The following is a 21,897-nucleotide window of genomic DNA, read 5'->3' as shown; positions in this document are numbered from 1 at the left end:
TATGAAACGATTCAGAGAATTCCGCAAGGATCAGGCCACACGCGACAAGTATGCCGATGTTGCCGTGAACGTCAAGGACTTTATCTATCCTTACTTCGTAGTAGAAGGTGAGGGCGTTAAGGACGAAATCAGTACCATGCCCGGCATCTATCGTTTTTCTATCGACACACTGGTAGAAGATGTGAAAGAGTGCTATGCACTGGGCATCGACAAGGTGCTGCTCTTTGGTGTCATCGAGGATAGTCAGAAAGACGAGCGTGGCACGCTGGCCTACGCTGAAGATGCACTGGTATGCCGTGCTGTGAAGGCAATCAAGGCTGCCCAGCCCGAGGTATGCGTGATCACCGACGTCTGCCTGTGCGAATACACCAGTCATGGACACTGCGGACTGCTGCACGACCACGACGTGGAGAACGACTCTACCCTGCCCCTGCTGGCCGAGATGGCATACGTTCACGCCAAGGCCGGTGCCGACTTCGTGGCTCCTTCAGCCATGATGGACGGACAGATTGAGGCCCTCGACAAGCGTCTGCGCGAGGCTGGTCTGCGCGACAAGTGTAAGATTCTGGCCTACTCTGCCAAGTATGCTTCGGCCTTCTATGGTCCTTTCCGCGACGCAGCTGATTCAGCTCCTGCCTTTGGCGACCGCAAGACCTACCAGATGGACTATCGCACCCACGACCAGGGTCTGGAGGAGATCGCTGCTGACATCGAGGAGGGAGCCGACTGGACCATGGTGAAGCCCGCTATGCCCTATCTTGACATGATAGCCCGCGGTGTGGAGCGCTTCCCACAGGTGCCCATGGTAGCCTATCAGGTGAGCGGTGAATACTCTATGCTGAAAGCAGCTGCCAAGTTGGGTTATCTCGACGAACAGCGCGTGGTCTTCGAGAGCCTCATCGCCATCAAGCGCGCCGGTGCACAGTATATCATTTCGTATTACGCTAAAGAGTACATGCAGCGATGGGCATAAACGAACGTAAGTTATCAGCTGCAGCCTTTGAACAGGCGCAGAAGGTGATTCCCGGCGGTGTGAACAGTCCGGTGAGAGCCCTGAAGAGTGTGGGCACCACGCCCCTCTTTGTGAAGGAGGCTAAAGGTGCATACTTCACCGACATCGACGATAACAAGATTATCGACTTCTGCATGTCGTGGGGTGTGTTCATCCTGGGTCACAACAACGAGCGCGTGAGTCAGGCAGCCATTGACGCAGTGGGTCGTGGTAGCAGCTACGGCATTCCCACACTGGCAGAGACCACACTGGCAGAAAAGGTGCGCGAGGCTATTCCCTCGATGGAGCGCCTGCGCTTTGTGAACAGTGGCACCGAGGCCACCATGTCGGCCATCCGTGTGGCTCGTGGCTTTACGGGCCGTGACATCCTGGTGAAGTTTGAGGGCAACTATCATGGTCATGCCGATCACTTGCTGGTATCAGCAGGTTCGGGTGTAGCCAATATCTCTAACGCCTCGTCGGCCGGTGTGCCCGAAGGTTTTGTGAAATATACGGCTGTACTGCCCTATAACGACGTCGATGCCCTGAAGCAGTTCTTTGCCAAGCATGGCGATCAGGTGGCAGCGCTCATCCTGGAGCCTGTGGCTTGCAATATGGGTGTGGTGGTGCCTACAGAAGACTTCCTGAAGACAGCACGCCAAGTGACCGAACAGCATGGCGCCATCCTCATCTTCGACGAGGTGATCACCGGTTTCCGCCTGTCGCGTGGTGGTGCCCAGGAGCGTTTCGGCATCAAGCCCGACATGACCACCGTTGGTAAGATCGTGGGTGGTGGATTCCCTGCTGCTGCCTTTGGTGGTCGCGAGGACATCATGAAGGTGCTGGCCCCCGAAGGACCTGTCTATCAGGCTGGCACACTGAGTGGCAACCCTGTTGCCATGGCAGCAGGTATCGAGACACTCACACAGTTGTCGCGCCCTGGTTTCTATGCCGAGCTCGAGGCTAAGAGCGATGCCTTCATTGCCAAACTGGAGCAGATCATTGCAGGCAAGGGCATCCAGTTGAATCGCTGTGGCTCCATGTTCACCATGTTCTTCAACGATCAGCCTGTCAACAATTTCCAGGATACCAAGTGCAGCAATCAGGAGCGCTTTGCCCGCTACTTCCGCAACATGCTGAGTCGCGGTATCTATGTGAGTCCGTCGCAGTTTGAGGGCAACTTCATCTCTGAGACTCACACGCCCGAGATTCTTGACTACGTATTACAAAGCATTGCCGAAAGTATCGAATGAAGACTATCCAGAAAATAAAACAGTGGTTGCAGTCCTTGTCGTTCAGAACAGGTGTCATCGTGCTCCTGTGCTGCATACCATTCTATATCCTATCCTTCGCCCAGATGTTGTTGCCCATCAGCGTAACGGCCAAAGGCATCCTGTGGACAGTGCTCTTCGGACTGGCCAAGACCTGCCAATATGGTGGTCTCACCATTCTTGGCGTCGAGGGCTATAAACGTCTGAAAGGCAAACTAAGAAGAACAAAGGCATAGTTCTTCACCTTTTTGCACAATAGTATTTATGCTGCTTATCCGACCAATCAAACCGGATAAGCAGCATTTTTTTTGCCCATCTGCAGTCAAATACCACACACAGGGTATGCGAATGCCGCACACATGGGATTGTAGGAATGCTGAAAGCACCGTACCTTTGCATTGTCAAAAGCCCCCTAAGTTAGGGGGATGGGGGTCTGAACAGGCGCAGGCATCCCATAGAAAGAATATTTTTGGTCTGGTTCTCGTCTGTTCAGACCCCTAATTCCCTAACTTAGGGGACTTTAAAAAAGGTAAGAATTATGAAAGCAGTAAAAGGATTGATTTGGATGATGATGATGGCTGTGGCATTTACAGCCTGCAGCAGTGACGATGAAAGTGCGCCCCTAACGCTTAATTCCCTTGCCGGTGACTTTATCGGAGAGGCTACTGGAACATTGGTTTCCATTAATGAGAAGGGTGAAGAATTTAGTCAGGACGTAACACCACAGGGCACTGAGACAGCAAAAATCACAGTAAATGAGGACGGAACATTAACCTTAAGACAGCCCACGTTCTATGTTGGAAAAGGTGCCTTTCCTGGTGCTATCATATATAAAATACCTGCTACGTTGACTGATAATGTAATCACATTCTCGATAAAAGACTATGGCAGTATGAATGGCGTTTATACGGTAGCAGGCGACCTTAACGGCAAGTATCAAGATAATCGTCTGATACTAGACTACACATTCAAGCATGCTGGCTCGATGGTAGGTACGATTCACTTTGAAGGCATCCGCAAATAAATGAATACTATCGAACAGCATTCTTCTGCTGGTATTTCGTCAGGTGCATCGGTTCTACCCTTTGCATTTTTTGTAACGACAGTTATTGGACTGTCGTTTTTTGAGTTTGTAGATATCAATCTTCTCATAGTCGTAGGTCTCGTAGCTGTCATTGGAGGCTCTTTATTATCCACTGATAGACAACAGTACTGGGCAACAGTATTTACTTTTTTCGGCAGTCGAACGGCTGTTACCGCTTCGTTGCTTTGGCTTATAGTAGGTGTCTATGGAAACATCCTGAAGGAGGGACATCTTGTGGAGGGCTTGGTGTGGGCGGCAATCACTCTGGATTGTGGAGGCACGGCATTCATTATTGTTACTTTCCTATTCTCTGGCTTGTTCGCCATATCTACGGGGTCAGGCTTTGGCACGATCAGTGCGATGAGTCTGACGTTATTTCCTGCAGGCATCGCTGTTGGAGGAGATGCGGCTCTTCTGGGTGGAGCCATCCTCTCTGGGGCCGCCTTAGGAGATAGTATCTCGCCAGTTTCTGATACCGCTGTGATAGCTGCCTCTACTCAACAATATGATGATGGCAGGGTGGCAGACGTAGGTGAAAGTATACGCCATCGTCTGTCCGTTGTTTTATGGGCTGTCGTCCTAACGCTGCTATTCTTTTCTTTTGTGGGATTATGGAGGACGGAGACATTGCAGACAGACATCTCTTCCGGTTCGGATGACTATAAGGGTCTTTTCCTGCTATTTCCAATCCTGGTTGTGATGATACTGGCTTTACGTAAGGTGAATATTTTTGTGTCGCTCTTTGTGGCTATCGTGGTGGCAGTGGCCATCGGACTGGGATTACACCTTCTCACTCTCGGCAATCTTGTTCATATTGAAGATGGACATGTTAGTGGGGCGATAGTTGAAGGTATAGGAAGCATGGCCAATATCTGTCTGCTACTCATGGTTGTGGTGTCGCTTTCAGGTCTTATCATTCAAAGTGGTGCGATGAAGCAGTTGATATCACTGCTGAATGGTTATACGACTCATTCGCAACAGCGAACAGAGATTACCCTCTTTTCCCTGGTGGCCATTGCTGGTATCCTGATTGCAGCCGTCAACACCATTGCCAATATCTGCGTTGCCCCCTTTGTAAATGATATAGGACAACGGCAGGGAATCCACCCTTTTCGTCGCACCACAATTCTTGCCACCGTTATCTGCACGTTCCCCTTTGTGCTCCCTTATGGTGGGTGCCTGCTCCTTTTGATGAAGGGGGTTGAAGCTTTAGGAGCGACTGTTGAACTGGAAGCAACCGACATGTTCTTCACAACCGTCTATCCCTGGTTCTTGTTGGTATGTTGTTTCATAACATGTATTATCCGTCATCACCATAGAAAATGAATACATTAACGAAATTGATTCTTGACGATATGCGTCCAGCTTTGGGCGTCACTGAACCTGGAGCCATCGCTTTTGCTGTAGCCTCGGCAAAGGGGTATGTCAAGGGGAATTTAAGGAGCATCCGTCTCACGCTCAACAGTGGCATGTATAAGAATGCCTTCACCTGCGGCATTCCTAATAGTAATGAGGTGGGCATTGCTCATGCTGCTGCTTTAGGTTATGTAGCAGCTGTTGCCGACAAGAAACTGGAATGTCTTGACGGCGTAAAACCTATCCACAACCGTCAGGCAAGGAAGATAGTCAGTGAAGGTCGGATACAAGTGACGATGGGCGATGTATCCAGTCGTATTTACATCCATGCTGTCGTCACAACTGATAAGGGCGATGCAAGTGTTACGATAGAGGACACCCATATTAATATCACAGAGATTGTGCAGAATGGAAAGGTTGTTCTTAAAGCTGCAAAGAAAAAGAACAACGGGAAAAGGGCAGCAGCCGACACGCCTCTGATTCACCGCTATACTCTACGACAACTGCTGAACTATGTAAACAGGGTTCCTATTGACGAGATAACTTTTATTAGACATGCTTATGATTTGAATCTCGCCCTTTTTCAGGAAGCACTCCAAAGCAGTAAGGCCACCATTACAGATTACCTGTATTCACAAAACCACCGGCAGGTAATCTCTGCTGACGAACAGAAGACTGCTTCTCTGCTTTGTAATGGCGCTATCGAGGCGCGTGTTCTCGGCTTGTCAAAACCTGCAATGAGCATCACGGGTAGTGGTGCCCATGGCATCATTGCCACGCTTCCTCTTTATGCTTCGTGTCGGGTGAATGACTATGGTGAGGAACAGTTGCTGCGTGCCACGGCCCTCAGCTATCTTGTCTGTATGTATATTAAGGAATATTCAGGAAAACTCTCTGCTTTCTGTGGATGTGCTATCGCGGCAGGTACTGGAATGGCTTGCGGATTGGCTTATCTGAAGGGTGGAACACATAAGACCTTGACATTGGTCATACAGAATATGGCTTCGAGTATCACGGGGATGATTTGTGATGGTGGTAACCATGGCTGTGCGATGAAAGGTATCGTGGCGGTAGATGCCGCCTACCAGTCGGTCAACCTAGCCCTCTGCGGTATTGCTATTGAGCGACAGCACGGCATCAATGGCCCGTCGGCAGAACAAACGATGCGCCATATAGGACTGATTGCATCGCCTGGAATGGTCCAAACAGAGGGTGTTATTGTAGATGTGATGCGTCAGAAATAGTCATTTTTTCATCGAAATACCATACTCTCGGTATGCGAATGCCGTACACGTGGGATTGTGGGAGCACGGAAACCGCCGTACCTTTGCACCGTCGAAAGTATTAAACGGATAAATATAAAAAAGGATAAGGTATGAAGAGTTTTCAGACAACACGATTAGCAATACTATCTTTTGCCATTGTTTCTCACTGTGCGGCGTTGGCTGCCCCTATTATAGGAAAGGTGGCCGACGCCGAGACGGGAGAAGCTATTATTGGTGCAACGATATACGATGCCCGCAATCATGTGGGGGTTATCACCGATGCCGAAGGGCATTTCAGCATTGATGTGACAACTTTTCCATCTGAGTTAAAAATCAGTTACATCGGTTATGAACAGCAAGTCATCAGCGTGAAAGGTAGTGACAAGAATCTCGTAGTGGCTCTGAAAGAGGAAGATCACAAGCTGAACGAGGTCGTTGTGGTGGGTTATGGCACTCAGAAGCGCACACAACTGACTGGCAGCGTGACTAAGTTGAAGGCCGACATCTTTGAAAAGGTCACTGCACCTACCCTTGACGTAGCCCTTGGCGGACAGGTGGCAGGTCTGAACGTGACTGCCAGCAGCGGACAGCCGGGTGCCGACAGTCATATACGTATTCGTGGCGGCAACTCGGTAAATGCCAGCAATGAGCCACTTTACGTGGTCGATGGCTTCATCTATTTTAAAGATGCAGCCAACAACAGCACAGGTATTGGTGCCATAGAGGGTTCACTGAACCCACTGGCTACCATCAACCCCAATGACATCGAATCGATAGAGGTGCTGAAAGACATCTCTGCCACCGCCATCTATGGCTCGCGTGGCGCCAACGGCGTGATTCTCATCACCACCAAAAAAGGAAGGCCTGGTGAAGGAAAGGCTCGCGTGAACTATAACTACTCGGTAGGCGTGAGCAATATAGCCAAAAAGCTGGACCTACTGAATGCCAGCGAATGGGCACAGTATCAGAAAGACTATTACAGCAACAAAGGCGGTTACAGCGATGCTGAGATTGTTGCGTTGGGCACAGGAACCGACTGGCAGGATGCCGTGACACGTACGGCATTGCAGCAAACCCACGAGCTGAGCATCAACGGCGGTACAGAGAAGAACCGCTACGCCTTCTCTGCCAACTATACCGACCAGGAAGGAATTATTCTGAATTCCGGCTTTGAGCGCTATAACTTCCACACCAACGTGGAATGGGAATTGCAGAAGGATTGGCGTTTTGGCGTCAATGCCACCTACGGGCGTTCTAAACAACAAGGACTGACCACCGCCGAGGCAAAGGTGTTTAATTCATCGCCCTTCTCGGCAGGCATCACCAACAGCTTTGTCTATGCACTGCTGATGCCACCAGTGGTAAGCGTGTACAATGCCGATGGCTCGTATAACTTCGGCAACCCTTATGAATATGCCTACTTTGCCATTGGCGATCATGCCGCCAACCCTGTCTATGACCTTAAGGAGAGTGTGGCCGAGAATATTAACAACTACCTTTTGAGCAACGTATGGACCACATTCCACGTCGGCCACCTCACCCTTAAGGCTTCTCTGGGACTGAACAGCGAGAAACTGACACAGAACTACTTCTCGGGGGCCTATACCTCGCTGGGACTGGCCACGCAGGGCATTGGTGGTACGGGCAACAGACAGACAGATGTATGGCAACAGGAATATACAGCTACCTACGACTTGGACCTGGACAGTCATCACCTTGACATACTTGGCGGCTATACACGTCAGACACAGACATCGACACACAGCGCCATCCGCACGAACCACTTCACCAATGAGAGTCTGAAGCAGCACAACCTGGGTGACGGTGCCGAAATCTACACGCCCAAGACGGGCATCAGTGAAGCTCGGCTGAACAGCTTTATTGCTCGCGCCAACTATACGCTGGCCGACCGCTACAATGCCACCGCAACCTTCCGTGCCGACAACAGCAGTCGTTTTGCTGCAGACCACCGTTGGGGCTACTTCCCTTCATTGGGACTGTCGTGGAATGTTGACAGGGAGAAATTTCTGCAGGGTATTCACGGTATCGACTACCTAAAGGTGAGACTGACCGGTGGCCTTGTTGGCAATCAGGAAATCAGCGACTATGCCTTTACCACCAGTTACGCCACTGGCTCGTATGGCGGCAGCAGTAGCTACGCCAAGCAGAACACGGCCAACGACAAACTGAAGTGGGAAACGACGGCATCTTACAACTTCGGCATAGACCTGGGGTTGTGGAACGACCGTGTGAGCGTGGTGTTTGATGCCTACTACAAGAAGACCAGCGACCTGCTGCTGGTGGTTCCAATGGGCTTCTCTTCGGGTGTCACCACCCAACTGCAGAACGTGGGAAACGTGGAGAATAAGGGTGTAGAGCTGGCTGTCAACGCAACACTGCTGCAGCGCAAGGGACTGCGCTGGACAGCATCGGCCAACGTAGCCTACAACCACAACGAGATCACCAACATGGGCACTACTAACAACGTGATACAAGGTTCAGACAACCAGCAGATTCTAAGACGCGGCGAAGCACTGGGCTCGTTCTACGGACTGCGGTTTGCAGGCATCGTGCAAAGCGATGAGGACGTAAGCAAGCTGCCCACCGTCAACGGACAGACGCCTAAGCCAGGCGACCTGAAGTTCGTGGACACCGACGACAATGGTCACATTGACGGCAACGACCGACAGATTCTGGGCAGCATACAACCAGACGTTGTCTATGGCTTCTCGACACAGTTGTCATGGCGCCACCTTGACCTCTCTGCTTCATTTGCCGGAAGCTATGGCAACGAGGTGTACAATGCGCTAGGCCGCCGACTGGAACTGACCAACGACTCGTACAACGTGCTCAGCACCGTCAAGGACTCGTGGACCCCTGCGCGCGGTGGCAACACGCTACCCCTGGCTTCTAATGCCCGGCCCATTGGCTACATAGACAGTCGCTACGTACAGAATGCCAGCTATTTGAAACTCAGAAACCTGACCATTGGCTACAATCTTAAAGTGGACAGTGCTAAATGGAAAGTTGAAAGTCTTCGCCTCTATGCAACGGCATCAAACCTCTTCACCCTTACATCCTATAAGGGCTACGACCCCGAGGTGGCCAGTGGCACCGACAGCGGTGTCTATCCTTCATCGCGTAGCTTCGTGTTTGGCGTGAACATCTCATTGTAATCATTCAACTAACATAAAAAGAGGAAATAAACATTATTGTATTAACTAAAGGTAAAAAGGAGATTTCAGTATGAAGAAAGCAAGAATCCTACTCAGTGCCGCTTTGGCAACAACCCTTTCACTTGGTTTTGTGTCATGCTCTAGCAATGACAGTGACAATCAGGTAACCGATGAGAATGTCGTAGCCGATGACGCCTCAGCCCTCTCGCTCGTCAATGGTGTTTACAGTCACTGGCAGCCCCTGTCATCGTCGTTCTCATTCATCATTGAACTGAACTCAAACAAGCTCATTTCTTTCGAAGGTGAGGAAAGTGAAGCTGGTCCGGTCAACAGCCGTTTCGAACAGGAGCCCACCACGTGGTATCAAGTTAAGATTTTCAACCACCTGCTGCTCGGCATTGCTCAGGCCAATGAGGCCATCACGACAATCAACAATTCGGTGGAAGCCGGAAAAGTCACACAAGCAGGCTACAACGCTGCAGTTGGTAAAGCTAAGTTTCTGCGTGCTTTGGCCTATCTAAAGTTGGCCCAATTGTGGGGAGAAGTGCCCGTATTCACAGAGAATGGCGGCTCTACAACTGAACGACAGAGCATAGACAACGTGCTGGCACAGGTGGTTAAAGACTTAACCGATGCAGAGTCACTGTTGAAAGACTACGACGGCGACCCACGCACACCGTCAAAACAAGCAGCTCAGGCACTGCTGGCTCGTACTTACCTGGTATGGGGCGACAACCCACTCTCTGCTGCAGAGGTGCAAGCCATTGCTGCCGGCCAGACAGACCCTCAGTTCACAAAGACAGACAGTCGTTTGGAGAAGGCTGTGGAATATGCAAACAAAGTGATCAACAGCGGTCTGCTGGCACTCGACCCCGACTTCAGCAAACTCTATGGTCGTGACTACGAGAGCAACAAGCGCGGCACCAACGAGCATCTGTTCACCATTGCTCACGATGGCGACAAGGTTGATGCTCAGGGCAATCACCAGACTCACTGCTCGTGGACATTCCCCTTCCAGAATGGTGAGAACGGCAATGGTTACACACAGAACCACACCGAGGTGGCCGACGACAACCTCTACGACGACTGGAAGCGCGAGCAGCCCAACGACAAGCGACTGGCAGAGACCTACCTCATTGAAGTCAAAAACCCTGAAGATCAAAAGATCTACCATTACTACTCACCCGTATATACGCCCATCAACGGTAAGGGTGTTGATCAGAGCTACGAGGACGCCGAGAATCTGGAGATCACCAAGAACAGCGTGGACCGTATTGAGATTCGCTATGCAGAGGTACTGCTCATCAAGGCTGAAGCACTCGTACAGTTGGGTCGCAACAGCGAAGCTGCAGAGCCTTTCAACCAGTTGCGTCGCCGTGCAGGCATCGCAGAGGTCAGCGCTCCCACCTTCGAACAGATCAAACGTGAATGGGACTATGAGTTTACCTACGAGCAGTTCTCGGTATTCAACTCTTATCGTTGGAAGGACCTGATTAGCAGCGTCAAGAAGGTGGCCAGCTATAAGCACTTTGCCGACAACTGGAAGACCGCACTTGGCAACACCTACAATGCCGACCAGGAGGCCTACTTCACCAAGGTGCACAACCACCTGCGTGCCAAATACAACAACATCCGTGGCCGTCACTACCGTCAGCCTATCCCAACAGGTCTCAGCGGTGAGGACCTGGGCATTGCTCAGAACCCGGGCTATTAATTAATTCCTAATATCATATAACCAAGAGAGGGGAATGGACTGCAACAGGCAGTCGGTTCCCCTCAATCTATAGTTTATACCTTTTATATGGTATTCGAATGCCTTGAACATGGGATTGTGGGTAAAGAAAAAGCCTAGTACCTTTGCATCGTCAAAAGCCCCCTAAGTTAGGGGGATGGGGGTCTGAACAGGCGCAGGCATCCCATAGAAAGAATATTTTTGGTCTGGTTCTCGTCTGTTCAGACCCCTAATCCCCTAACTTAGGGGACTTTAAAAAAGGTAAGGAATATGAAAAAAGTAAAAGGATTGTTTTTAGTTTTAGTCGTTGTAGCACTGACAGCCTGCAACAGCAACGACGACGGCGTGCAGGCGGGTATTGAGATTCCCGGTATCACCATCACGGACGACATAGATTGCTGTTCTGCAGAAGAGGCACTACAGGTATATCGTTTCCTACAGACACTTAAGATCGTGCCAGAGCTACAGACCGATGTTGACGGCAAGTACAACGTGTTTGCCTATACGAAGACTGGTGATTTTCACAATGGTTACAACGAAGTGTTCTTTGTGGCAACAAAGAAGGCCACAGGCAACTACATCAAGAACTTCGAGATTTCTGGACTGAACCCACTGATGCACATGGTGAAAATGGATATGTACCACAGCACGCCAGTGGGCCCTGTTGCTGAGAGCTTCAACGATGGTTATCTGGCAGTGAAGCGCACATGGGTTTCATTTATCATGAACACCAGCGATGCCGGCAACTGGAACCTATCGTACGACGCCCTGATACTGGGAGCCAAGGGCGGCATAGAGAAACACGACATCGTTGTCAACGCCCTCCCCGACGGACAGGCCTGGGTGAAATCGTTTAAGGCAGGCAACGACACATACTACCTGTCACTGGTGAACCCCTCTGACTTCGAGACGGGAACCAACGAGATCCAAGCCTATATATCGAAAAAGAGTGCGAAAGCTACCGATCCGTATCAGGTTGCCACCGAGACGTTTATCGTGGATATCGACCCACGCATGCCAGACATGGGCAACCATACCTCGCCCAACAACACGCCACTCGTGAAACAAGAGGATGGCAGTTACAAAGGCACCATCAACCTGACGATGACTGGCCTGTGGCGTATCCACCTGACGGTCAAGGATGAACAGGGCAATGTGGTGGCTGGCGACAGCGAGCTGAGTTCGCTTTACTGGGACGTGACCATATAATTGATCGACCATATATAATCATAGAGAAAGCTATTCGATAACAGAAAAGAGATTGTATGATAGGAGTCATTTTGCTATCAGCCATATTATTAGGAGACACCCTCACCACCTCGTCACAGAATCTGGACGAGGTGGTAGTTGTATCACGCGGACAGGGTGGAAAGCGTTCTACGAAAGGACAGGTGGCTACCATCGACGAGCACCTGCAGGAACTGAACCATGTAGAACTGGTGCGACGCGGCTCGTATGCGTGGGAGCCTATGGTGAACAACATGCAGACCGAAAGGTTATCTACAACCATCGACGGCATGAAGATATTCTATGCTTGCACGGACAAGATGGACCCCGTCACCTCCTATGTAGAAAGCAGCAATCTGCAGAGCATCACCCTGAACAGTGGCCTCAACGGCAATCCACAGGCTACGGGCAACATCGGTGGCGCACTGGACCTGAAACTGCGCAAGGCTGGTTTTCTGCACCACCTTGATTCACGCGACATCTATAAGTTCAACGCAAACACCGGCTACGAGACGAATGGCCATGTGCAGGTGTATGGCGCTGACGGGGCTTACTCTTCGAAACAGTTCTACGTCAACGGAGGGGCGTTCTATCGCCATGCCGACAACTACAAAGCTGGCGACAGGCGCAAGGTGGACTTCTCGCAGTTTCAGAAAGTAAACGCCTTTGTGAACAGTGGCTATCGCCTGGCCCCCAACGATGCCCTTGAAGGCACGTTTATCTACGACCGGGCCACAGATGTGGGCTATCCCGCACTGAACATGGATGTGGCTAAGGCCGAAGCATTTATCACCTCGCTGGCCTACAAGCACCTGTTCGAAAACTCGATATGGGAATCGTGGGAGACCAAGGGCTACTACAACCACATCACCCATATCATGGACGACACCACACGCCCCGACGTGCAGATACATATGGACATGCCCGGCAAGAGTTGGACATCGGGCTTCTACTCCACGCTCACCTCACAGTTCACATGGCTTCGTGTGCCCAATGGTGTATCGCTGAACATCGACGGCTATTACAACCGCCTTTTTGCCGACATGACGATGTATCCCGGCGGAGCCGCCCCCATGTACATGGTCACATGGCCCGACGTGGGCACGCTGAACATGGGTGCAGCCATCACCGACGACATTCGCTTGACGGATCATTCCACGGTACATCTCTCAGGCAAACTTTCGTGGCAGCACCAGCGACTGAACAACGAAGAAGGTTACAAAGCCTTGCGGGTGTTCTTTCCAGGCATGCATCAACAGTATCATCAGACCACCGGTCGTATCGCAGCCAACTATCAGTTATCAACTGTCAATCATCAGTTCAACATTGGTGCCGGATGGGGCAGCCGTGCGCCCACGGTGACAGAGGCCTATGGTTACTACCTGAACAACACATTCGACCAGTATGACTACATCGGCAACCCACGTCTGAAGAACGAGAGTGCGATAGAACTGAACACAAGCTTCAATTTTACAATTCTTCCATCTTTCAATTTTTCAATTGATGCCAACGCGTTCTTCTTCTCCAACTACATCATCGGCCAGTTCGAGAACCGACTCAGCGCCATGACCGTGGGAGCAGAAGGCGTCAAGGTGTATGGCAACATCAGTCATGCCACGATAGCCAATGCCACCTTATCGGCCGAATGGCGACCAGTGAAAGGTCTGCGGTGGCAAGCCAAAGGCAGCTACAGCACCGGACGCGACGACGAGGGAGACTATCTGCCTCTGATCTCGCCCTTCAGTTATCAGACACGTCTTTCTTATGCCACAGGATCGTTGGCCTTTCAGGCAGAAGTGAAGGGAAATGCGCTGCAGTCTAACTACGGCGAGAAGTATGGCGAGACGAAGACAAACGCCTGGACGGTTGTGGGCTTGTCGGGCTCATATGCTTGGAGCCACATTGTATTGAGGGCTGGCGTGGAGAACCTCTTCGACAGATACTATTCCACCTATGCCGACTGGTGCCACATTCCACAGAAAGGACGCAATATTTACGTGAATTTATCGTTTGAACTATAATGAAAAGAACTATTATTTGGATACTGGCACTCGTCGTTGGTGCCGTTTTGGGAATGTTGGGCATCACATGGCTCGACGATGTGATGAACTTCATTGCTACCATCTACACACGCTTATTCCAGTTGTTGGCCGTGCCCACCATCATCCTGGCTGTCATCACCACACTGGCCACATTCGGTTCGAAGGGAACGGGAAAAGTCTTCGTGCGCACCCTGAGCTACACCCTGCTCACCACCATTGCTGCAGCTGCGGTGGGAGGCCTGCTCTATGTAGTGATAGCCCCATCCACACTTCCCGAAACGGTTCTGTCGGCCCTTCCATCGGTCAGCAACGAGGAGACGGTAGTAGAACTTTCTTACTTCGACCATCTGCTCTCGGTCATCCCAAACAATATTGTCAAGCCCGTGCTCGAGGGTAATGTCCTGTCGTTGCTACTACTGGCTTTTGCCGTCGGCATTGGACTCTCTAAACTGCCCGACAGCGAGAACAAGGCCGTCGTCACCAAAGGACTGCTCGGGCTGCAGGAACTGCTCTTCCTCTTGATACGCTGGCTCATCGCCACACTGCCGCTGGGCATCGTAGCCTTCTCGGCACAGTTGTCCGCACAGGTCAGTGCAGGCGTCATCGCCGATTCGATTGGCAGGTATGTCCTGGTCGTACTGGGTGGCAACGTGATTCAGTTCTTCGTGGTGCTGCCGCTGTTCCTGCTACTGAGGGGCTTGAATCCTGTTCACGTCTTGAGCCGCATGGTGCCAGCCGTACTGATGGCGCTGTTCACCAAGAGCAGTGCAGCCACCCTCCCCGTCACGATGGAGACAGCCGAAGAGCGACTCGGCATCAAGAGAAACATCGCCCGCTTTGTGCTGCCCATCTGTACCACGATCAACATGAACGGTTGTGCCGCATTTATCCTCGTCACCTCACTCTTTGTGATGCAGCAAGGCGGCGAGCCCATCACCCTTGGCACCATCCTCCTATGGCTCGTCATATCGGTTGTGTCGGCCGTGGGTAATGCTGGCGTCCCCATGGGATGCTATTTCCTCACCCTCTCACTGATGTCGGGCATCGGTGCACCTGTTGCCGTGCTGGGCATCATCCTGCCTATCTACACCATTATCGACATGGTGGAAACAGCCGAAAACGTGTGGTCTGACTCGTGCGTTGCAGCGATGGTTGACCACGATTTATAGACTTTTTTCACCAAAATACCACGTTCATGGTATGCAAATAACCCACCCGTGGTATTGTGGGGATGAGAAAAACGCCGTAACTTTGCACCGTCGAACATTAATAATCACGATGTCAAGATGATTGATCATTAAAAGCATCACAAAAAAAACAGAGAGACAACAAAAGAAAACGTCATTGGACAAATTAAACAAAAAGGATAAGGTTATGAGTAAAATTGCAAAACAGCTGACCGAGCTCGTCGGCAACACCCCACTTTTGGAGCTCAACAAGTATTCTAAGGCACAAGGACTGGACACTCCCGTCATTGCCAAAGTAGAGTTTTTCAACCCCGGCGGTAGTGTAAAAGACCGCATCGCACTGGCGATGATTGAGGACGCAGAGCAGAAAGGTATTCTGAAACCCGGCGCCACCATCATCGAACCCACCAGCGGAAACACGGGCGTAGGATTGGCTCTGGTATCAGCCGTTAAGGGCTACCACCTTATCCTTACCATGCCTGAAACCATGAGTGTAGAGCGCCGCAACCTCGTTAAAGCCTATGGAGCCGAGGTTCGTCTTACCTCAGGAAAAGACGGTATGCCAGGTGCCATCCGCGCTGCCGAGGAGCTGCGCGACAGCATTCCCGGAAGTGTGATCCTGCAGCAGTTTGAGAATGGTGCCAACCCTGCTAAGCACTATGCCACCACAGGTCCTGAGATCTGGCGCGACACCGACGGTCAGGTTGACATCTTCATCGGCGGTGTGGGTACTGGCGGTACCATCAGCGGCACTGGTAAGTACCTGAAGGAGCAGAACCCCAACGTGAAGATCATCGCTGTAGAGCCCAAGTCGAGCCCTGTGCTGAATGGTGGTCAGAGCGGACCTCACAAGATTCAGGGCATCGGAGCAGGTTTTATTCCTAAGACCTACAACTCTGACGTTATCGACGAGGTATTCGATGTAGAGAACGACGATGCTATTCGCACCGGCCGCGAGATTGCTCAGCAGGAAGGTCTGCTGGTAGGTATCTCTGCAGGTGCAGCTCTCTACGCAGCCATCCAGGTGGCTAAGCGCCCAGAGAACAAAGGTAAGAAGATCGTTGTGCTGCTGCCCGACACCGGCGAGCGCTACCTCTCTACCGTTCTCTACGCATTCGAGGACTATCCCTTGTAAACTAAATAATCGATACCATTCACTGGGAGTGTGCATATTTGCGCACTCCCTTTTCTTTTGTACGAAGGTTGATATGGAAAGACTGGTCGCTGGCTTCGTTATTCTCACTATAAAGCGAAAGGAAAGCGGCTGTTTTACGTGGTAATAGTGGCTGTTTTAGTTTCTAATAGTGGCACTATTGCCTTGCAATTCGGTAAGTTTTGCACCGCATCTAGAGTCTGGAAATGCGCTATCTAGAGTCTAGATGCACTCGTTCTAGAGTCTAGATTTACCCATTCTAGAGTCTGGAATCATCCTTTCTAGAGTCTATAACCGAAATAAGAGCTAAACTATTGGTACATAAAAGCTACAATATAAGCCCGCAAAACGCCAGAAACAGGCCTGCCATTCGCCCTCTATTGAAGGAAGAAACGGGCTCCCCCACTCGATGCCCATCGAGCTATTATTTTACCAAATTGTGCTTTCTTTTACCATAAACGGAACATTCGGGGGTATTCTCCTGTTTTCTTCGTTCCTTTGCACCGCAAACAAAACTAGATAAAAGATTGTTTCCCCAACAGATTATCAACTATAACGAAATAAGAAAATGACAAACGAAAGACAAAAGCTTAACCGTGAGTTAGCCCAGATGTTGAAGGGCGGAGTGATTATGGATGTGACAACACCCGAGCAGGCCAAGATAGCCGAGGAAGCAGGTGCTTGTGCCGTGATGGCGCTGGAGCGCATTCCTGCCGATATCCGTGCCGCTGGCGGTGTGTCAAGAATGAGTGATCCCAAGATGATTCGCGGCATTCAGGAGGCCGTGAGCATCCCCGTGATGGCTAAATGCCGTATCGGTCACATTGCCGAGGCACAGATTCTGCAGGCCATCGAGATCGACTACATTGACGAGAGCGAGGTGCTGAGCCCTGCCGATAACATCTACCACATCGACAAGACCAAGTTCGACGTGCCCTTCGTCTGCGGTGCCAAGAACCTGGGTGAGGCATTGCGCCGCATCGCCGAGGGTGCTACCATGATTCGCACCAAGGGCGAACCCGGCACAGGAGACGTGGTACAGGCCGTGAGCCACATGCGCATGATGCAGAGCGAGATTCGCCGTCTGGTGAGCATGAGCGAGGACGAGCTCTTCGAGGCTGCCAAGCAGTTGCAGGCTCCCTACGAGCTGGTGAAGTATGTTCACGAGAATGGAAAACTGCCCGTTGTCAACTTTGCCGCTGGTGGCGTAGCAACACCTGCCGACGCTGCCCTGATGATGCAGTTGGGCGCCGAGGGCGTGTTTGTGGGCAGTGGTATCTTCAAGAGTGGCAACCCACGCAAGCGCGCTGCAGCCATCGTCAAGGCTGTCACCAACTATCAGGATTCTAAGATGCTGGCTGAGCTCTCAGAGGATCTGGGCGAGGCAATGGTTGGTATCAACGAGCACGAGATCGAGCTTCTGATGGCAGAACGAGGAAAATAAGCGTCATGAGAATAGCTGTATTAGCACTACAAGGAGCATTTGCCGAACACGAGCAAATGCTCCACCGTTTAGGCGTAGAGACCTTCCAGGTGCGCCAGTTGGCCGACTGGCAGCAACCGAAAGACGGACTGATCATTCCCGGTGGCGAATCCACCACACAGGGAAAACTGCTCCACGACCTGGGCCTCTTCGAACCCATCCGCCAGGCCATCAGTGAGGGACTTCCCGTCTTTGGCACCTGCGCCGGCCTGATCCTGCTGTCGCCCATGCACCTGGGCACCATGGACATCAGCGTGCAGCGCAATGCCTATGGCCGCCAGTTGGGCAGTTTCCACACCACTGCCGCCGTGAAAGGCATTGGCGAAAACGTGCCCATGACCTTCATCCGTGCACCCTATATCAAGGAAGTGCTGTCGCCCCAGTGCGAGGTACTGGCAGAAGTTGACGGACACATCGTGGCAGCGCGCCAAGGCAAACAGTTGGTCACCGCTTTTCATCCGGAATTAGATCAGGACACCAGCGTGCATCAAGCCTTCCTGAACCTCATCACGGAATAGGTCGAATGATTTTGTCAACTTCATGTTGCATTTTTACCAAATCAGAATAAAAGTAGGTTAAAAGGAGTTGCTATTCCTTCGAAAACATGGTAAGAATTAGTCAATTCCTTCTTTTATTAGAAAATAATGTATTACCTTTGCGGGCAGAAAAAAAGTAAATTTCAATCAAACATTTTAAGTAAATAACGATTATGGTAAATTACAAGGATTTGGGTCTCGTAAATACTCGCGAGATGTTCAAGAAGGCTGTAGCCGGTGGTTACGCTATCCCCGCATTCAACTTCAACACCATGGAGCAGATGCAGGCTATCGTTCAGGCTGCTGTTGAGACAAAGTCTCCTGTTATCATGCAGGTTTCTAAGGGTGCTCGTAACTATGCTAACGCTACCATTCTGCGCTACATGGCCGAGGGTGCTGTACAGTATGCTAAGGAGCTGGGATGTGAGCATCCCGAGATCGTTCTTCACCTCGACCACGGTGATAGCTTCGAGCTCTGCAAGGATTGTATCGACATGGGCTTCTCAAGCGTTATGATCGACGGTTCTTCACTGCCCTACGAGGAGAACATCGCCCTGACCAAGAAGGTTGTTGACTACGCTCACCAGTACGATGTAACTGTTGAGGCTGAGCTCGGCGTTCTGGCTGGTGTTGAGGATGAGGTTGTTGCTGAGGAGTCTCACTACACCAAGCCCGAGGAAGTTATCGACTTCGCTACTCGCACAGGTTGCGACTCACTGGCTATCTCTATCGGTACTTCTCACGGTGCTTACAAGTTCAAGCCCGAGCAGTGCACACGCGATCCCAAGACTGGTAAGCTCGTTCCTCCCCCATTGGCATTCGACGTACTCGCTGAAATCGAGAAGAAGCTTCCTGGATTCCCCATCGTGCTCCACGGTTCTTCTTCAGTTCCTCAGGACGAGGTTGACACCATCAACAAGTTCGGTGGTAACCTGCCCGACGCAGTAGGTATCCCCGAGGAGCAGCTCCGTCAGGCTGCAAAGAGCGCTGTTTGCAAGATCAACATCGACTCTGACTCACGTCTGGCTATGACTGCTGCCATTCGCCAGCACTTCGCTGAGCATCCCGATCACTTCGATCCTCGCCAGTACCTGAAGCCCGCTCGCGAGAACATGAAGAAGATGTACATCCACAAGATTGTGAATGTGCTCGGTTCAGACGGCAAACTGGCTCAGTAATCCATAAAGCCTATTATAAAAGAGGGAAAGACCACTGGTTTTTCCCTCTTTCTTTTTGCCCATTACTAAAAAATGCTTACCTTTGCCAAATAATAAAAAAGAAGAAACAAAGCATGATTGTTTGCATTGCAGAGAAGCCCAGTGTGGCAAAAGATATTGCACGAATTATTGGTGCAACAGCTTCGCACGATGGCTATATGGAAGGTAACGGCTATCAGGTGACGTGGACGTTCGGTCACCTGTGCGAGCTGAAGATGCCCGAAGACTACACCCCCATGTGGAAGTCGTGGAGTCTGTCGTCACTCCCCATGATTCCCCCTAAGTTTGGCATCCGTCTGAAAGAAGATGAAGGCATCAAGAAGCAGTTTGCCACCATCGAGCGACTGATGTCGCAGGCCGACAGCATCATCAACTGTGGTGACGCCGGACAGGAGGGTGAGCTCATCCAGCGCTGGGTGATGCAGAAGGCACAGGTGAAGTGCCCCGTGCAGCGATTGTGGATTTCTTCTATGACCGACGAGGCCATCCGCGAAGGCTTTGCCAACCTAAAGGACCAGACCGAATATCAGTCGCTCTATCTGGCAGGACTGAGCCGGGCCGTGGGCGACTGGCTACTGGGCATCAACTGCACACGTCTTTATACCATTAAGTATGGACAGAACCGTCAGGTGCTGAGCATCGGTCGTGTTCAGACCCCCACGCTGGCACTGATTGTGAACCGTCAGAAAGAGATTGACAACTTCAAGCCCGAGCCCTATTGGGTGCTGGCCACCGTCTATCGCGACACCACGTTCACCGCCACATCGGGTAAGTTCACATCGAAAGAAGAAGGCGAGCAGGCCTTTGCCACCATCGAGGGAAAGCCTTTCGAGGTGACCAAGGTGGAGAAGAAAAACGGTAAAGAGACGCCGCCATCCCTCTACGACCTCACCTCGTTGCAGGTGGATTGCAATAAGAAGTTTGGCTTCTCGGCCGAGATGACACTGAACCTCATCCAGCAGCTCTACGAACAGAAGTTGGCCACCTATCCACGTGTGGACACCACCTTCCTGCCCGATGATGTCTATCCCAAATGTCCGCAAACCATGAATGGTCTGTTTCAGGTGAAGTTTGCCGGTCAGGCGCCCTATGCCGAACTGGTGAAAGCCCTGGGTGGCAAACCACTTATCAAGTCGAAGAAGGTCTTCGACTCTTCCAAGGTGACCGACCACCACGCCATCATCCCCACAGGCATCGTCCCCCAGAACCTCACCGACATGCAGCGCAAGGTGTACGACCTCATCGCCCGCAGGTTCATTGCCGTGTTCTATGCCGACTGCCAGTTTGCACAGACCACCGTGCTGGGCAAGGTCGATGAGATTGAGTTCAAGGTGACCGGACGCACCATCCTGGATGCCGGCTGGCGCGCCGTCTATGCAAAGGATGTGCAGACCGAGGACGACGAGAAGAAGCCCGATGAAGAAGAGCGCACCCTGCCCGCGTTCACCAAGGGAGAAAGTGGGCCTCACACGCCTACACTGACGGAGAAGATGACCACACCACCTAAGTTCTATACCGAAGCCACCCTGCTGCGTGCCATGGAGACTGCCGGCAAACTGGTTGACGATGAGGAACTGCGCCGTGCCATGAAGGAAAACGGCATCGGTCGTCCTTCTACGCGTGCGGCCATCATCGAGACCCTCTTCAAGCGCCATTACATCAAGAAAGAGCGCAAGAACCTGGTGGCCACGCCAACAGGCATCGAACTGATTGACCTGATTCGTGAGGAACTGCTGAAGAGTGCCGAACTGACTGGTATTTGGGAAAAGAAGCTTCGCGACATCGAAGCTCAGAAATACGACCCTAAAGTGTTTATCGACGAGCTGAAGAACCAAGTCAACGACATCGTGCGTCAGGTCATTGCCGACCAGAGCAACCGTCGCGTGACCATCGAGGTAGCCCCCGCCCCCAAAGCCAAGGATGCGCCGAAGGAGAAAGCGCCCAAGAAGAAACAAAAGAAGACCAAGACAGCCACCGAACAACCTAAGTCAACCGCCGAGCAACCTCAATCAGTTTCTGCTACCACGGCACTGGAAGGCACGCCCTGTCCCCTTTGCGGTCAAGGCACCATCATCAAAGGAAAGACGGCCTATGGTTGTTCACGTTGGAAGGAAGGATGTACCTTCCGTATGCCTTTCGATCAGCCCCTTAAGCAATAAAATGTCGATCCCGACGTT

General features: G+C 51.4%; 16 protein-coding genes. All 16 read left to right on the top strand.

From position 1 onward, the window contains the following. The first annotated feature begins 1 nt into the window (after position 1). The 16 genes from hemB to T433_RS0101335 all read left to right on the top strand — a co-directional run bounded on the left by hemB (position 2) and on the right by T433_RS0101335 (position 21,879). A complete protein-coding gene (hemB, locus tag T433_RS0101410; RefSeq protein ID WP_027449123.1) occupies positions 2 to 973 on the top strand; it encodes a porphobilinogen synthase in 972 nt (323 codons plus the stop codon). After that, positions 964 to 2,244 (top strand): glutamate-1-semialdehyde 2,1-aminomutase, encoded by a 1,281-nt coding sequence (hemL, locus tag T433_RS0101405; RefSeq protein ID WP_044108990.1) that lies wholly within the window; start codon positions 964 to 966, stop codon positions 2,242 to 2,244. Before hemB ends, hemL begins: the two co-directional genes overlap by 10 nt. After that, positions 2,241 to 2,498 carry a hypothetical protein gene (locus T433_RS0101400; protein WP_044108989.1) on the top strand — a complete coding sequence of 86 codons (258 nt, stop codon included), beginning with the start codon at positions 2,241 to 2,243 and terminating at the stop codon, positions 2,496 to 2,498. Before hemL ends, T433_RS0101400 begins: the two co-directional genes overlap by 4 nt. 320 nt (positions 2,499 to 2,818) lie before the next feature. Further along, complete coding sequence (locus T433_RS0101395; RefSeq protein ID WP_155808259.1) at positions 2,819 to 3,286, top strand: hypothetical protein; 468 nt, start codon at positions 2,819 to 2,821, stop codon at positions 3,284 to 3,286. A gap of 240 nt (positions 3,287 to 3,526) precedes the next feature. Continuing rightward, a complete protein-coding gene (locus T433_RS14320) occupies positions 3,527 to 4,672 on the top strand; it encodes a Na+/H+ antiporter NhaC family protein (RefSeq protein WP_162164154.1) in 1,146 nt (381 codons plus the stop codon). Continuing rightward, positions 4,669 to 5,946: an L-cysteine desulfidase family protein gene (locus T433_RS0101385; protein WP_027454561.1), complete on the top strand. Its 1,278-nt coding sequence runs from the start codon at positions 4,669 to 4,671 to the stop codon at positions 5,944 to 5,946. Before T433_RS14320 ends, T433_RS0101385 begins: the two co-directional genes overlap by 4 nt. Positions 5,947 to 6,077: 131 nt before the next feature. Next, positions 6,078 to 9,143, top strand: coding sequence for a SusC/RagA family TonB-linked outer membrane protein (locus T433_RS14315; RefSeq protein WP_081778304.1), 3,066 nt, complete (start codon positions 6,078 to 6,080; stop codon positions 9,141 to 9,143). Between the two features lie 70 nt (positions 9,144 to 9,213). Further along, positions 9,214 to 10,857 (top strand): RagB/SusD family nutrient uptake outer membrane protein, encoded by a 1,644-nt coding sequence (locus T433_RS0101375; RefSeq protein ID WP_027454560.1) that lies wholly within the window; start codon positions 9,214 to 9,216, stop codon positions 10,855 to 10,857. 288 nt (positions 10,858 to 11,145) lie between these two features. Then, positions 11,146 to 12,084 (top strand): FixH family protein, encoded by a 939-nt coding sequence (locus T433_RS0101370; RefSeq protein WP_027454559.1) that lies wholly within the window; start codon positions 11,146 to 11,148, stop codon positions 12,082 to 12,084. Between the two features lie 56 nt (positions 12,085 to 12,140). Further along, positions 12,141 to 14,123 (top strand): TonB-dependent receptor, encoded by a 1,983-nt coding sequence (locus tag T433_RS0101365; RefSeq protein WP_027454558.1) that lies wholly within the window; start codon positions 12,141 to 12,143, stop codon positions 14,121 to 14,123. Then, complete coding sequence (locus tag T433_RS14310; protein ID WP_052356932.1) at positions 14,123 to 15,313, top strand: dicarboxylate/amino acid:cation symporter; 1,191 nt, start codon at positions 14,123 to 14,125, stop codon at positions 15,311 to 15,313. The genes T433_RS0101365 and T433_RS14310 overlap by 1 nt, the downstream gene beginning before the upstream one ends. Before the next feature lie 205 nt (positions 15,314 to 15,518). After that, positions 15,519 to 16,466, top strand: coding sequence for a cysteine synthase A (gene cysK, locus T433_RS0101355; RefSeq protein WP_027449116.1), 948 nt, complete (start codon positions 15,519 to 15,521; stop codon positions 16,464 to 16,466). Between the two features lie 586 nt (positions 16,467 to 17,052). Continuing rightward, the gene (gene pdxS, locus T433_RS0101350; protein ID WP_027449115.1) at positions 17,053 to 17,928 is read left to right on the top strand and encodes a pyridoxal 5'-phosphate synthase lyase subunit PdxS; all 876 of its coding nucleotides are present in this window, start codon (positions 17,053 to 17,055) and stop codon (positions 17,926 to 17,928) included. Between the two features lie 5 nt (positions 17,929 to 17,933). Further along, the gene (gene pdxT, locus T433_RS0101345) at positions 17,934 to 18,485 is read left to right on the top strand and encodes a pyridoxal 5'-phosphate synthase glutaminase subunit PdxT (protein WP_027449114.1); all 552 of its coding nucleotides are present in this window, start codon (positions 17,934 to 17,936) and stop codon (positions 18,483 to 18,485) included. Between the two features lie 191 nt (positions 18,486 to 18,676). After that, positions 18,677 to 19,681, top strand: coding sequence for a class II fructose-bisphosphate aldolase (locus T433_RS0101340; RefSeq protein ID WP_027449113.1), 1,005 nt, complete (start codon positions 18,677 to 18,679; stop codon positions 19,679 to 19,681). A 113-nt stretch (positions 19,682 to 19,794) separates the two neighbouring features. Further along, a complete protein-coding gene (locus tag T433_RS0101335) occupies positions 19,795 to 21,879 on the top strand; it encodes a DNA topoisomerase 3 (RefSeq protein ID WP_027454557.1) in 2,085 nt (694 codons plus the stop codon). Positions 21,880 to 21,897 lie beyond the last annotated feature (18 nt).

Origin of the sequence: Xylanibacter brevis ATCC 19188, from assembly GCF_000621725.1 — a bacterium.
In the GTDB taxonomy this organism is placed as follows: Bacteria; Bacteroidota; Bacteroidia; order Bacteroidales; family Bacteroidaceae; genus Prevotella; species Prevotella brevis.
Note: the sequence above shows the minus strand (reverse complement) of the source record. Positions and strands in the feature narration are given on the sequence as shown.

What these genes read in the sequence shown, in the direction of transcription:
- hemB (WP_027449123.1), top strand. Translation starts at nt 2, where the DNA reads ATGAAACGATTCAGAGAATTCCGCAAGGATCAGGCCACACGCGACAAG.
- hemL (WP_044108990.1), top strand. Translation starts at nt 964, where the DNA reads ATGGGCATAAACGAACGTAAGTTATCAGCTGCAGCCTTTGAACAGGCG.
- T433_RS0101400 (WP_044108989.1), top strand. Translation starts at nt 2,241, where the DNA reads ATGAAGACTATCCAGAAAATAAAACAGTGGTTGCAGTCCTTGTCGTTC.
- T433_RS0101385 (WP_027454561.1), top strand. Translation starts at nt 4,669, where the DNA reads ATGAATACATTAACGAAATTGATTCTTGACGATATGCGTCCAGCTTTG.
- T433_RS14315 (WP_081778304.1), top strand. Translation starts at nt 6,078, where the DNA reads ATGAAGAGTTTTCAGACAACACGATTAGCAATACTATCTTTTGCCATT.
- T433_RS0101375 (WP_027454560.1), top strand. Translation starts at nt 9,214, where the DNA reads ATGAAGAAAGCAAGAATCCTACTCAGTGCCGCTTTGGCAACAACCCTT.
- T433_RS0101370 (WP_027454559.1), top strand. Translation starts at nt 11,146, where the DNA reads ATGAAAAAAGTAAAAGGATTGTTTTTAGTTTTAGTCGTTGTAGCACTG.
- T433_RS0101365 (WP_027454558.1), top strand. Translation starts at nt 12,141, where the DNA reads ATGATAGGAGTCATTTTGCTATCAGCCATATTATTAGGAGACACCCTC.
- T433_RS14310 (WP_052356932.1), top strand. Translation starts at nt 14,123, where the DNA reads ATGAAAAGAACTATTATTTGGATACTGGCACTCGTCGTTGGTGCCGTT.
- cysK (WP_027449116.1), top strand. Translation starts at nt 15,519, where the DNA reads ATGAGTAAAATTGCAAAACAGCTGACCGAGCTCGTCGGCAACACCCCA.
- pdxS (WP_027449115.1), top strand. Translation starts at nt 17,053, where the DNA reads ATGACAAACGAAAGACAAAAGCTTAACCGTGAGTTAGCCCAGATGTTG.
- pdxT (WP_027449114.1), top strand. Translation starts at nt 17,934, where the DNA reads ATGAGAATAGCTGTATTAGCACTACAAGGAGCATTTGCCGAACACGAG.
- T433_RS0101340 (WP_027449113.1), top strand. Translation starts at nt 18,677, where the DNA reads ATGGTAAATTACAAGGATTTGGGTCTCGTAAATACTCGCGAGATGTTC.
- T433_RS0101335 (WP_027454557.1), top strand. Translation starts at nt 19,795, where the DNA reads ATGATTGTTTGCATTGCAGAGAAGCCCAGTGTGGCAAAAGATATTGCA.